This is a genomic window from Micromonospora phaseoli (assembly GCF_900109115.1).
In the GTDB taxonomy this organism is placed as follows: Bacteria; Actinomycetota; Actinomycetes; order Mycobacteriales; family Micromonosporaceae; genus Micromonospora; species Micromonospora phaseoli.
Genome location: NZ_FNYV01000006.1, coordinates 311,806 through 324,684 on the forward strand (window position 1 = coordinate 311,806; position 12,879 = coordinate 324,684).

9 protein-coding genes and 1 pseudogene are annotated in these 12,879 nt (G+C 73.1%); 4 read left to right on the top strand and 6 right to left on the bottom strand.

Annotated elements, in window-relative coordinates; all coding sequences use genetic code 11:
• Positions 1 to 40 precede the first annotated feature (40 nt).
• Positions 41 to 2,110 carry a SpoIIE family protein phosphatase gene (locus tag BMY89_RS17755; protein ID WP_092381106.1) on the top strand — a complete coding sequence of 690 codons (2,070 nt, stop codon included), beginning with the start codon at positions 41 to 43 and terminating at the stop codon, positions 2,108 to 2,110.
• Between the two features lie 21 nt (positions 2,111 to 2,131).
• On the opposite strand, the gene BMY89_RS17760 is transcribed toward BMY89_RS17755, so the two are convergent.
• Positions 2,132 to 3,478 (bottom strand): FAD-binding oxidoreductase, encoded by a 1,347-nt coding sequence (locus tag BMY89_RS17760; RefSeq protein WP_092381107.1) that lies wholly within the window; start codon positions 3,476 to 3,478, stop codon positions 2,132 to 2,134.
• An 82-nt stretch (positions 3,479 to 3,560) separates the two neighbouring features.
• On the opposite strand from BMY89_RS17760, the gene BMY89_RS17765 reads away from it, so the two are divergent.
• The gene (locus BMY89_RS17765; protein WP_092381108.1) at positions 3,561 to 5,657 is read left to right on the top strand and encodes a S9 family peptidase; all 2,097 of its coding nucleotides are present in this window, start codon (positions 3,561 to 3,563) and stop codon (positions 5,655 to 5,657) included.
• Between the two features lie 146 nt (positions 5,658 to 5,803).
• Here the strand turns inward: BMY89_RS17765 and BMY89_RS17770 are convergent, their stop codons facing one another.
• A complete protein-coding gene (locus BMY89_RS17770) occupies positions 5,804 to 6,454 on the bottom strand; it encodes a DUF998 domain-containing protein (protein ID WP_092381220.1) in 651 nt (216 codons plus the stop codon).
• Positions 6,455 to 6,586: 132 nt separating this feature from the next.
• On the opposite strand from BMY89_RS17770, the gene BMY89_RS17775 reads away from it, so the two are divergent.
• A complete protein-coding gene (locus BMY89_RS17775) occupies positions 6,587 to 7,879 on the top strand; it encodes a sensor histidine kinase (RefSeq protein WP_092381109.1) in 1,293 nt (430 codons plus the stop codon).
• Positions 7,879 to 8,529 (top strand): response regulator transcription factor, encoded by a 651-nt coding sequence (locus tag BMY89_RS17780; protein ID WP_372433324.1) that lies wholly within the window; start codon positions 7,879 to 7,881, stop codon positions 8,527 to 8,529. The genes BMY89_RS17775 and BMY89_RS17780 overlap by 1 nt, the downstream gene beginning before the upstream one ends.
• 13 nt (positions 8,530 to 8,542) lie before the next feature.
• Here the strand turns inward: BMY89_RS17780 and BMY89_RS17785 are convergent, their stop codons facing one another.
• From BMY89_RS17785 to BMY89_RS17800, 4 genes and pseudogenes are all read right to left on the bottom strand, one after another.
• Complete coding sequence (locus BMY89_RS17785; protein WP_092381111.1) at positions 8,543 to 9,970, bottom strand: ABC transporter permease; 1,428 nt, start codon at positions 9,968 to 9,970, stop codon at positions 8,543 to 8,545.
• A complete protein-coding gene (locus BMY89_RS17790) occupies positions 9,967 to 10,668 on the bottom strand; it encodes an ABC transporter ATP-binding protein (RefSeq protein ID WP_092381112.1) in 702 nt (233 codons plus the stop codon). Before BMY89_RS17790 ends, BMY89_RS17785 begins: the two co-directional genes overlap by 4 nt.
• Positions 10,665 to 11,200: pseudogene (locus tag BMY89_RS17795) on the bottom strand (PadR family transcriptional regulator). Before BMY89_RS17795 ends, BMY89_RS17790 begins: the two are co-directional and overlap by 4 nt.
• Before the next feature lie 143 nt (positions 11,201 to 11,343).
• Complete coding sequence (locus BMY89_RS17800; RefSeq protein ID WP_092381114.1) at positions 11,344 to 12,879, bottom strand: SpoIIE family protein phosphatase; 1,536 nt, start codon at positions 12,877 to 12,879, stop codon at positions 11,344 to 11,346.

Below are 12,879 nucleotides of genomic sequence, written 5' to 3' on the forward strand. Positions count from 1 at the left end.
TCAGCTTGGCAGCGGACGGGTGTCGGTGCAGGATACGAGGGTGTCAGCGGAGGCGGGGCCCGCGACGGACGGGGGCCCAGAGGAGCATGTGCGGCGCGTCCGGCTTCCCGCCGACCGCCGTACGCCGGCTGCTGCGCGGGCCGTGGTCCGGTCCGTGCTCGCCGAGGCGGACCTGGACGAACTGCTCAACGAGGCACTTCTGCTGACCACGGAGCTGTCCACCAACGCGGTCGAGCATGCCCGCACCGAACTGGACATCGAGGTCACCGCCGACCAGGTGGGGCTGACGGTGACGGTCTCCGACTTCGCCTCCGGCCCGGTCGACGAGTTGACCGTCGGGGTACGCAACCTGTCCGAGGACATCACCGAGGTCGCCGAACGGGGGCGCGGACTGCTGCTGGTCGACCATTTCGCCAGCCGCTGGGGCACCACCTATCTGCCCACCGGCAAGGGCGTGTGGTTCCGGCTGGACCGTGCCGGGCGGGACGGGACGGGGTCCGCCCCGTTCGTGCCACCGGCCGCCGGTGATCCGGACGGCATCGGACAGACCGTCGTACCGAGCGCCGGTGCGATGAGCGCGCTGATGCAGACCACCCCCGACCCGTACGCCGACGATCCGCTGCCGGATTTCGCCGCCAGCCTGCTGACCCGGGTGGCGGAGATGGTCGGCGCCGCCGGTGGTGTGGTCCGACTGGACCGGGGCGACGGCCAGGGCTCCCAGGTGCTCGCCCGGTACGGGCGGCAGCCCCGGGCCGGCAGCGACCTGCTCCGGGTGCCGCTTGCGGTGCACCGCCCGTACGCCGGTGAACTGGAGTTGGACGCCGCGCCCACCGCGTACGCCCAGCCGCTGGCCCTGCTGACCGCCGAGCGACTCTCGTTGCACCTGGAGAACGACCGGCTGCGCCGCGCCGACGTACGCCGGCAGGCGTGGCTGACCTTCCTCGCCGAGGCCAGCGAACTGCTCGCCCAGTCGTTGGACGTGGAGCTGACCATGGCGCTCGTCCCGCAACTGGTGGTCCCCCGCCTCGGCCAGTGGTGCGCGATACACACCACCGACGAGTGGGGTCGGCTCCGGCTCGCGGCAGCCAGCCACGCCGACGAGTCGATGCTGCCGCAGCTGCACGCCACCCTGCGTGAGGCCGGCACCGACTCGATCCAGGCGCGGCTGCGGGAGGCCAGCCGCAACGGCACCCGCACTCCGCTCGGCTCCCCGATGGAGGGTTTCGCCGTGCCGTTGATCGCCCGGGGCCAGCGCCTCGGCACGCTGGCCGTCGGCCGGCACCAGCGACACCGGCAGGACCCCGACGAGATCGGCGTGCTGGAGGACGTGGCCCGGCGGGCGGCCCTGGCGATCGAGAACGCCCGGATCCACGCCGAGCGCCGCCGGGTGGCGCAGACGCTCCAGCAGTCGCTGCTGCCGCCGGTGCTGCCGGTCGTGGAGGGCATCGGATTCGCCGCCGAGTACGTCCCGACCGGCGGGGACGCCGAGGTCGGTGGCGACTTCTACGACGTGGTGCCGATGCCGGACGGTCGCTGGCTGGTGGTCATCGGCGACGTCTCCGGCAAGGGGGTACAGGCCGCGGCGGTCACCGGGCTGTGCCGGGACGTGATCCGGGTGCTGGCCGGAGACGGCAAGCCGCTGCCCGAGGTGCTGGCCCGGCTCAACGAGACGCTTGTCGAGCGGGGCTCCGGCCGGTACTGCACGCTGGCCCTGGCGGCGGTCGGGCCGGGTGACGGAGACCAGCTCGACGTGGGGCTGCACCTGGCCGGGCACGATCGGCCGGTGCTGGTGCACTCGGCGGGCGGCCCGGCGACCTTCGTCGGCACCGGCGGCACCGCGCTCGGCCTGCTCGACGCGATCACCACGCCGACCTCGCAGATCGCTCTCGACCCGGGTGACTGCCTGGTCTTCTATACCGATGGGGTGACCGAGCGCCGCCGGGGCCGGGAGCTGTTCGGCACGGGCCGGCTGCGGGACGCGGCGGCACCGCTCGCCGGCTACTCGGCGGACGTGGTGGCCGCGCGGCTGCGCGCGGCCACGATCAACTTCTCGGTCGAGGAGCCCCGCGACGACATCGCCATCCTCGTCCTGCGCAACGACGCCGTCTGACCTGCGCCCACCTGTTCCCGGTCAGAGTCCGCCGGGGAGGCGGCCGGGCGACAGCCGGTGGCCGGGGTCGAGGTGCTGCTTGACCGCCCGCAGCCGGGCCAGGTCGGCCAGCTCGCCCCAGAGGTCGACGGCCCGTCGGACAGCGGGCGGCGCGGCGAGCACCACGCACCGGCCCTGTCGGGCGAGCAGCACGCTCCGGACCGCCGCCAGAATCGTCGCCACCCGGTCGGGTGGCATCCCGCCGGGCAGGGCGGCGTGCACCACGCCGAGCCCGGCCGAGCCACGGACCGGCACCGGCCCGCCGGTCGCGTCACGTAGCGCGTACACAGCGGCGTGCAGGTCGGTGATCGGCACCTCCAGCCGCAGCGCCGTGTCGCCGGGGGCGAAGGGGTAGCTGCGCCACCACGGCGGTGCCGACCGGGCGACGGTCGACCGGCCGCCGAACAGTCTCACCAACCGATCGGAGCGCTCCGCCACCTCAGCGGGCCCGCCCTCCAGCAACACCACCAGGGAACCGGCACCCGTCGAGCCGGTCGGCGCGCGCCCGGTCATCGACGGATGGCAGGCCATCGCGGCGGCCCGCGGATCCCAGTGTGGCCGGGATGCCGGGCCGACCGGCAGGTCGAGTTCGACCGCGGCCGGATCGAGCCGGGCAGCGAGCAGCGCCTTGATCAGGTCGTGCACCTCCAGCGGGGTCCACACCGGCCGGGTCACCCAGACCCGGGTGGCCGGCACGGCCTGTACCCGTAGCACCGCGCTGACCAGCACACCGAGCGCCCCCTCCGAGCCGCACAGCAGCCGCGCCTGGGCCAGCCCGGTCGCCCCGCCACCGGCCTCGGTCAGCTCGCCGTCGGCGTCCAGGTAGCGCAGCCCGACCAACTGGTCGCAGGCGGTGCCGTGGCGGTGCCGCAGCGGGCCGGCCTCGTCCGCGGCGAGCACCCCGCCGAGGGTGGCGCCCGGCGACGGGGCGTCCAGCGCGAGCCGCTGGCCGGTGCGCTCCAGGGTGGCCTGCACCGCCCGCAGCGGGGTGCCCGCGCCGACCTCGACGGTGCCCCGGTCGGGCGCCTGGTGGCCGATGCCGGCCAGCCGCCCGGTGTCGAGCATGATGTCGAGCCGTTCGGGCGCGGCGCCCCAGTCGATTTTGGTGCCGGCTCCCCTCGGCACGACCGTCAGCTCATGCCGCGCGGCCAGCCGCAGCACCCGTGCTGCGGCGCGTGGCCCGCCGGGCACCGCCACCCAGCGGGCCGCGCGTCCGGCCACCTCGTCGGCCGGCCCGGCGAGGCGGGCGAAGCGCGGACCGCAGATCTCGGTCAGCCGGTGGGCGATGTCGAGGGCACCGGACGCGCCGGTGGAACGGGCTGGCACCATGCCGGCGATCGTACATGTGTTCGAACGATCGGGTAGGGATTTGCTCCGTACCGGAGACCTCGAAGGCCGGTAACGTGGCGCCGTGACCACCGAGACCCCCGTTCCCGCAGCTAAGCGGGTGCCGACCGAGCGCGTCCACCACGGCGACACCGTCGTCGACGAGTACGCCTGGCTGGCTACCAAGGACGATCCGGAGACCATCAGCTATCTCAACGCCGAGAACGCCTGGGCCGCAGCCCGGACGGCACACCTGTCCGGGCTGCGCACCGAGTTGTTCGAGGAGATCCGGCGGCGCACCCAGGAGACCGACCTGTCGGTGCCGACCCGCAAGGGCGGGCACTGGTACTACACCCGCACCGTCGAGGGCCAGCAGTACGGCGTGCACTGCCGTCGGGCGGTCCGCGACGGCGAGACCGAGCCACCGATCAGCGCGGCCGGTGCTCCGCTCGACGGGGAGCAGGTGCTGCTCGACGGGAACCTGCTCGCCGAGGGGCACGACTTCTTCGCGCTGGGCGCCTTCGACGTCAGCCCGGATGGTCGTTTCCTGGCCTACTCGACGGACTTCTCCGGCGATGAGCGGTTCACCCTGCGAATCAAGGACCTCGACTCCGGGGAACCGCTGCCCGACGAGATCCCCGGCACCTTCTACGGCACCGCCTGGTCCGCCGACGCCTCGGTGCTGTTCTACGTCACCGTGGACGAGGCGTGGCGGCCCAACCGGGTCTGGCGGCACGTGATCGGCACGGCCACCGCCGACGACGCGGTGGTGCACGCCGAGGACGACGAGCGGTTCTGGGTCGGGGTCGAGCTGACCCGCTCGGAGCGGTTCGTCCTCATCGACATCGCCAGCAAGATCACCAGCGAGGTGCTGGCCATCCCGGCCGGCAACCCGACCGGCGAGCCGGCGGTGATCGCGCCGCGCCGGCAGGGCGTCGAGTACTCGGTGGAGCACCACGGGCACCGGTTCCTGATCCTGCACAACGACGGCGCCGAGGACTTCGCGCTGGCGTACACCTCGGCGGACGCCCCGGGCGACTGGGTGCCGCTGATCGACCACTCGCCGGGCACCCGGCTGGAATCGGTCGACGCCTTCGCCGACCACCTGGTCCTCACCGTACGCAGCAACGGTCTCACCGGACTGCGGGTGCTGCCGGTCGGCGGCGGGGACACCCACGACATCGAGTTCCCGGAGCCGCTGCACACCGTCGGCCTGGACGCCAACCCCGAGTACCGCAGCGGACGACTGCGGCTGCGCTACACCTCGCTGGTCACCCCGGACTCGGTCTACGACTACGACCTGGTGACCCGCGAGTTGACGCTGCTACGCCGCCGGCCGGTGCTGCCCGGGCCGGACGGTCGGGCGTACCAGCCGCAGGAGTACGAGCAGCACCGGGAGTGGGCCATGGCCGACGACGGCACGAAGGTGCCGATCTCCCTGGTCTACCGGCGCGGCACCCCTCGTGACGGCTCCGCCCCCTGCGTCATCTACGGGTACGGCTCCTACGAGGCGAGCATGGACCCGTGGTTCTCGGTCGGCCGGCTGTCCCTGCTCGACCGTGGGGTGATCTTCGCGGTGGCCCACGTGCGGGGCGGCGGCGAACTGGGCCGCCGCTGGTACGACCAGGGAAAGATGCTGGCCAAGAAGAACACCTTCACCGATTTCGTCGCCTGTGCCCGGCACCTGGCGAAGGCCGGCTGGACGGCCCCGGACCGGCTGGTCGCCCGGGGTGGTTCGGCCGGCGGGCTGTTGATGGGCGCGGTGGCCAATCTCGCACCGGACGCCTTCACCGGCATCGTCGCGCAGGTGCCGTTCGTGGACGCGCTCAACACGATCCTCGATCCGTCGCTGCCGCTGACCGTGACCGAGTGGGAGGAGTGGGGCAACCCGCTGGCCGACCCCGAGGTGTACGCGTACATGAAGTCGTACACGCCGTACGAGAACGTCGCGGCGCTGGACTACCCGGCGATTCTGGCGATGACCAGCCTCAACGACACGCGGGTGCTCTACCACGAGCCGGCAAAGTGGATCGCCCGGCTGCGGGCGGTCGCGCCGCAGGGCGACTACCTGCTGAAGACCGAGATGGAGGCCGGTCACGGCGGGCCGAGCGGGCGCTACGACGCCTGGCGGGAGGAGGCGTTCGTCAACGCCTGGACGCTGGACCGGTTCGACCGCGCCTGACCGCCACCGGACCGGCCTGATGTCACGGTGACATATCCATGTCGCTGTGACATCAGGCCGGGAAGGCATGACACTCCTCCGCTCGTTACTCGGTGTGACTTCTACGGTCACGCCGGCGCCTGGGCTGCCCGGGTGAGCGACGCCGACTACGCCGAGGGCACGGGGCAGCCCGGGCCGGGACCCAGTTGGCTGCCGAGCACGACCGTCCAGAGCAGGAATGGGGCCACGACCACGCGTTCCATGCCGCCGACGCCGAAGCCGAGATCCACCTGGGCGAAGAAGAGAAGCGTCGCGAGGACCCCGGTCAGCCCCAGCACGAGGCCGAGCCACCGCACCGGCCCGAGCACCGCGGACCGCCGGGGTAGCGCCGACAGCAGCAACGCGATGTTGCCCGCCCCGAAGACCAGCAACGCGGCGAGGAAGTGCCGATTCTCGTCGACGTCCGCCGGATAGACGCCGGCCAGGACATACCCGCTGGCACCCGCCAACGCAGCCAGCTGGGCGGCCCGCACTGCGGCCCCGCGACCGAGCGCGGTCCAGGTCAGCAGCAGACCGACCACGATCAGCAGGCCAGTGGCGATCATCGTGCCGTTCATCAACGGGTGCCAGGGCGAACAGACCGGTCGCGGCCGACTGGTGTCCCACATGCCGCAGGTGACGTTCCCCAGGTCACTGATGTTGTGGGTACGCCAACTGAACGGCGGTTGCCGCCAGCCGAGGGCGGTCACCGCGTTTCCGGCGACGAACAGCGGTGCGGCGAGCAGCAGGGCATAGGAACCCAGGCGGTACGCGGGCATGAAGCCATCCCAGCCCGAGCAGGCCGGCCGGCGCACTACCACTGCCCCGACGACCGGGGTAGGGCTGGGTATACCGCAAAGGTGGAGCCAGCCGGCTGGGGTCGACGCCGCCTCGTCACTAGCGTCGGCGGCATGACACCGGTCTCGTCCAGCCACCTCGCGCAGGCCCTGCGCCATCCCCGCTACCTGCGCACCGCGTGGCCGTGGCGCGCGCTGGCCTACCTGCTCACCACCGCGCCACTGGCCGCCGTGCTGTCGATCGGCCCGCTCGTCGTGGTCGCACCACTGTTCGCGGCCGTCGGCGCGGTACAACGACACGACCGGCCCGTCCCACTGGCGCTCGCCGCCTTCCTGGCGGTCTGCGGTCTGTTCGTGGTGGCGCTGGCACCGCTGCTGAGCGCGCCGGTCGCGGCGTTCGAGCGGTACCGGCTCGGCCTGGTCGACGGCCGGCCGGTGGCCGGGCAACCGTGGCGCGGCGTCGCCGCGCGGTACGTGACGGCCGGGGCCTGGCGGGAGGCCGCCTACCTGTTCTGGCTCGGCGGCGTCGTCCCCGTCGTCTACTGGATCTTCGCGGTGCTCGTGATGCTCGACGTCCTGCTGATCGTGAGCCCTTTCGTGGCCGGTACCGGCGGCGAGGTGGTCCTGGTCTGGGCCACAGTGGACTCGCCCGCCCAGGCCGTGCCGCACGCGATCGTCGGCCTCCTGCTCGCACCGGTGCTGTGGTACGCGGCCGGCGCGCTCGCGGCGGCGCAGGCCGTGGTGGCGCGCTGGCTACTGCGGGGCACCCTGGACGGTGCCGCGCTGCGCGAGGTGACCCGGTCACGTGCCCGACTGGTCGACGCGTACGAGGCGGAACGTCGGCGCATCGAGCGCGACCTGCACGACGGTGCGCAACCCCGACTGACCAGCCTCAGCCTCCAGATCGGCCTGGCCCGGCTGGACGTACCCGACGACTCGCCGGCCGCCGGGCCGCTCGCGGTGGCCCACGAGCAGGCAATGGGCCTGATGACGCTGCTCCGGCAGATCGTGCGGGGCATCCGTCCGCAGAGCCTCACCGACCTCGGGCTGGCCGGCGCGGTCCGGGAACTCGCCGACGAGGCACCGGTCCCGGTGGAGGTGCACGCCGAGCTACCACGGCCACTGCCCGAGGCGGCCGAGACCACGGCGTACTTCGTGGTGTCGGAGGTGCTCGGCAACATCGCCCGCCACGCGCAGGCGACCCACGCCCAGGTCCGGCTCACCGACACCGGTGCCGGGCTGGTCGTCGAGATCAGCGACGACGGTCGGGGCGGCGCAGACCCGGCACGGGGCAGCGGCCTCACCGGGCTCGCCGACCGGGTCGCCGCCGCCGACGGCCGGCTGCTGCTGGCCAGCCCGCCCGGCGGCCCCACGCTGGTGCGGGTGGAACTACCGTGGTCGGCGTGATGCGCGTCGTGCTTGCCGAGGACGAGGTGCTGCTGCGCGAAGGGCTGGTGGCCCTGCTCACCCGGTTCGGCTTCGACGTCCTCGACGCCGTCGGCTCGGCCCCGGCGCTGGTGGCGGCGGCCCGGGCACACCGCCCCGACCTGGTGGTCACCGACATCCGGATGCCGCCCGGTCATCGCGACGACGGACTGCGCGCCGCGGTGGAGCTGCGCGCCGAGCAGCCTGGGCTGGCCGTGGTGGTACTGAGCCAGCACGTGCAGCCCGAGTACGCCTCGGCGCTGCTCGACAGCGCCGACGGCCGGCGGGTCGGTTACCTGCTCAAGGACCGGGTCGCCGAGGTCACCGAGTTCGTCGACAATCTGCGTACCGTCGTCGCCGGCGGCACGGTCGTCGATCCCGACGTGGTCCGCCGGCTGCTGCACCGCCCGCGCGACCCGCTCGCCACCCTCTCCGCCCGCGAACGGGAGGTGCTGGTGCTGGTCGCGCAGGGCCGGTCGAACGTGGCGATCGCCGCCGGGCTGCACGTCACCGAGGCTGCGGTCGGCAAGCACATCGGCAACATCCTGGCCAAGCTCGGGTTGCCGCCGGACGACGGCACGAACCGTCGGGTGCTGGCGACCCTGACCTACCTGCGCGCCAACGTCACCTGAGACCCGCGGCGGCTCAGGTGGCCCGTAGCTCCTCCACCGCCGTGTTCCCGCGCAGGAACAGCACCCCCAGCCCGACGGTGATCAGCACGGCGACCACCGCGCCGGCTCCCAGCAGCGCCAGCTGCTCCACCGGTACGCCGGGAGTGCGGCCATCTCGGCCGGTGCCGCCGGAGAACAGCCGACCGATGGTGTACCCGACGCCGAGGGCGACCAGCACGGCGGGCACCACGGGTGCCAGCACCTGCCAGAGGATCGATGCGCCGATGGTGGCCCGCGGCACCCCGTTCGCCACCAGCACGGCGTAACCGCGACGGCGGGAGACGATCCCCTCCACCAGGGTGACCAGCAGGCCCGCGGCGGCAATGGTCAGCGCCACGGCGACCGCCAGGTCGACCAGATCCATGGTGGTCAGGTAGAAGGAGTTCAAGGGACCGGCGTCATCGCCGTAGCCGGCCGCTCGGCTCTCCTCCCGTTCGATCTGGGCCATGAGCAGGAACGAGGCCCGGAATGCCGTCGCGCCAGCGCCGATGATCACCGCGGCGAGCAGGGCGGCGAAGGTCCGGCTGCTGGCCCAGGGGTCGTCGGTCAGCCGGCGCGCGGCCAGCAGCGCGGCCGGACTCGGGGCGTGCCGGTGCAGCACCCGCCCGGCCAGGTAGGAGATCCAGCCGGTCCCGAGGATCACCCCCATCACGGCGGCGAAGATGCCGATCAGGATGACGATGCCCAACCAGTCGACGCGGGCGCCCTTGAGGGCCCACTGGATCGGCTCGACCATCGCCGCGGCCAGTACACCGAGGCCGATCAGCAGTCCCGGCCAGGGGCGGGGTGATCCGGTGCGGCCGGCCCGCCGGAACACTCCGAGCGGTGTGGTGGTGACCCGGCGCAACATCACGCTGGTCGCCACCGCAGCCACCAGCGGCAGTCCGAGCACCACCGCCGCCATCGCCGGCATCCACGGCAGCACGTCGGTCGGCAGCGCCAACTGGCCGTTGGCGTCCGGACGGTGCAGTAGATTCCGCCCGACCAGGTAGGCGGCCAGCCCGGTGAGAGCGCCGGCCAGGCTGGCCAGGCCGGTCTCCAGCATCGCGATCCGGGTCACCTGACCCGGGGTCGCGCCGGCCAACCGCAGCGCGGCGAGCCGACGGTCCCGCGCCGGCGCGCCCAGTCGGGCGCTCTGACCGGCCAGGGCCAGCACGGGGATGGTCAGCAGCACCAGCGCGAACGCCGTGCCGCCACGCAGGCCCGGCTCCCGCAGCAGCCCGTTGACGTACTGCTCGGAGTGCTGCCACGCGTCGCCGGGCGGCTTCTCGATGGCCAGCACGGTCAGCGCCGCCAGCCCGGCGAGGGTGGCCAGGGCGGCGCTCAGCGCGGTCAACGTCACCCGGGCCGCGTCGGTGCGATTGCCGGCCATGGCCAGCCGCGCCAGGGTGCCGGGACTCACCGGGCTCCGCCGGACAGCGGAGCATCGAGGCCGAGGCCGGTGTGGTCGATCGCGCCGTCCCGCAGGACGATCTCGCGGTCGGCGTACGCGGCGATCCGGGGCTCGTGGGTGATCAGCACCACCGCCGTACGCTGCTGGCGGGCGAGCCGGACCAGCTGGGTGAGCACCTGTTCGCCGGTGACCGTGTCGAGCGCACCGGTCGGCTCGTCGGCGAAGAGCACCCGCGGCTCGGTGACCAGCGCCCGGGCGGTAGCGCAGCGCTGCTGCTGACCGCCGGACATCTCGCCGGGTCGCACGTCGGCGTACTCCGCCACACCCAGCCGCTCCAGCCAGTCGCAGGCCGCCGCCCGCGCCGCTCGCCGCCCCGTGCCGGCGAGCAGCAGCGGAAGGGCGACGTTCTCCGCCGCGGTCAGCTCGGCGACGAGCTGACCGAACTGGAACAGCACCCCGAACTCGGTACGCCGCAGCCGGGACCGGGCCGCCTCCGACCAGGTGTCGATCCGGTGACCGCGCCAGCTCACCTCACCGGCGTCCGGCCGCAGGATGCCCGCGAGGCAGTGCAGCAGGGTGGACTTGCCACAGCCACTCGGGCCGGTCACCGCGACGATCTCACCCTCGTCGATGTCGAGGGTGACGTCGCGCAGCGCGGGTGTCGGTCCGTAGGACTTCACCAGACCGCGGGCCTCAAGTTTCGTCACGCGCGCACCTCCCGGTGCCAGTCGGCGACCCGCTCCAGGGTGGTGCGCAACCACCGCAGGTCGGCATCGAGATGAGCGATGGCATAGTCGGCCGCGACGACCTCGTCGACGGTGGCCGACGGGGCCGTCTTCAGGGCGGTCAGTTCGCGCAGCCGGTCGGTGTGCGCCTGACGCTGCGCGATCAGGTACGCCCGGGCCTGCTCCACGTCGACCACCAGCAACGCCACCACCACCTTGGCGAAGAGCGCGCTGTTGACGTACGGCATCGGTGGCTCGACGGTGCCCAGCCACCGTTCCAGCGTGACCCGCCCGTCCTTGGTCAGCGAGTACGCCGTGCGGTCGGGGCCGGTGAGGCGTTCCGGGCCGGTCGACGCCACCAGGCCGTCCCGCAGCAGGCGGCCCAGCGTGGCGTAGACCTGCCCGAACGCCAGCGGGCGAACCTGCGGAAGCCGCTGGTCGTACGCCCGCTTCAGCTCGTACCCGTGCATGGCTCCGGTGCGAGCAGCCCGAGCAGCACATGCGGAGTGGACACCCCGACCACTATTCGCTCAGCGAATAGTTGATGTCAAGCACCGCCCCATGCGACAGGCGCTGAGCCGAGCCGGTGGCAGCGCCGGTGTTAACCGGGGGCCCTTGCTATACCTGAGGCGTTAACAGGGGGCCCTTCCTTACACCTCAACGGCGGCGGAGGGCTACGACGGCGACGTCGTCCTGGATCTCGTCCGGGGCGAGTTCGACGAGCAGTCGCTCACAGAACCGGTCGAGGTCGTCGTCCACCCGGGCGGCAGACGCGGCCAGGGCGCTCAGCCCCTCGTCGATGGTGGCGTCCCGGCGTTCGATCAGCCCGTCGGTGTAGAAGACGATCGTCGCCCCGGCCGGTACCACGAACTCCAGGTCAGTGGGGCGGGGTGCGCGCACGCCGAGCAACGGTGCGGCGTGCTGCACGTACTCGACCTTGCCGTCCTGGCTGATCAGCGGCGGCAGGTGACCGGCGCTGGCCAGTCGGACCCGCCCGGTGGCCGGCTCCAGCAGCAGTACGCAGATCGTCGCCAACTCGCTGGGCAGCAGCGTGAGCATCAGCTCGTTGACCCGGTGCAGGATCTCGCCCGGCTGGTGCCCCTCGACCGCGTACGCCCGCAGTGCGTGCCGCAGCTCGGCCATCACGGTGGCGGCGTGCAGCGAGTGACCGGCCACGTCGCCGATGGCCAGCAGCAGGTGGCCGTCGAGCATCACCAGCTCGTAGAAGTCACCACCCACCTCGGTGTCGGCGCTGGCCGGCTCGTAGCGCACGGCGAGATCGAGGCCCACGATCTCCGGGATGCGGCGCGGCAGCAGGCTGCGCTGCAGAGTCACCGCGATGCGGTGCTCCTCGTCGAAGGAGCGCTGCGCCTCCACGGCGGAGGCGACCGCCTGGGCGAGCTGGACCAGCACCGGCGTGCGGGCGGTCTGCGTCGCGGTGGGCACCACGACGTAGAGCGGCGCGCGGTCCTCGCGTAGCCGGGCGGCGGCAACCGTGACCGTGTCGCCGGCCGGCCAGTCGACCAGCCCCCAGTCGCCCGGCCCCTCGATCCGGACGGTCGCCCCGGTCGGCACCCCGGTGTCGTCGACGATCCACGGCACGACCCGCCCCGCGGTGCCCGGCCCGGCGCAGACCCCGGCGAGGCAGTCGCCGTCGAAGGTCTCGGCGATCACCGCGGCGGGGCTCTTGAAGATCTCCGCCGCGCCGGTGGCCGCCGTCTCCAGCAGCCGGGTGAAGCTCGGCGCGGCGTGCACCGCCACGGTGGTGTCCGCCAGGCCGGTGAGCCGTTCGGCGAGCAGTTCGGCGCGCTGCCGGGCCTGGTAGTACCGCAGCACCGCATGGGCGGTGGCGACCAGCTCCTCCGGCTCGATCGGCTCGGCCAGGTACGCGTCGGCCCCGCGGGTCAGCCCCTGCGTACGGTCGGTCACGTCGACGGCGTGCGCGGAGACGTGGATGACCGGCAGCGCCGGGTGCGCGGACTTGATCCGCTCGCACACCTCGAAGCCGCTCAGGTCCGGCAGCCGGACGTCGAGCACCACCAGGTCGATCGGATCCACCTCGACCCGACGCAGCGCCTCGCCGCCCGTCTCCGCCTCCAGCACGGTGAAGCCGGCGCGGGTCAGCCAGTTCACCAGGAGGTAGCGCTTGGTCTGACTGTCGTCGACCACCAGCACTGTCGCCGCGCCGTCCAC

Coding starts and splice junctions, on each gene's coding strand:
- BMY89_RS17760 (WP_092381107.1), bottom strand. CDS start 3,478: ATGGTGCCAGCCCGTTCCACCGGCGCGTCCGGTGCCCTCGACATCGCC.
- BMY89_RS17770 (WP_092381220.1), bottom strand. CDS start 6,454: ATGCCCGCGTACCGCCTGGGTTCCTATGCCCTGCTGCTCGCCGCACCG.
- BMY89_RS17775 (WP_092381109.1), top strand. CDS start 6,587: ATGACACCGGTCTCGTCCAGCCACCTCGCGCAGGCCCTGCGCCATCCC.
- BMY89_RS17780 (WP_372433324.1), top strand. CDS start 7,879: ATGCGCGTCGTGCTTGCCGAGGACGAGGTGCTGCTGCGCGAAGGGCTG.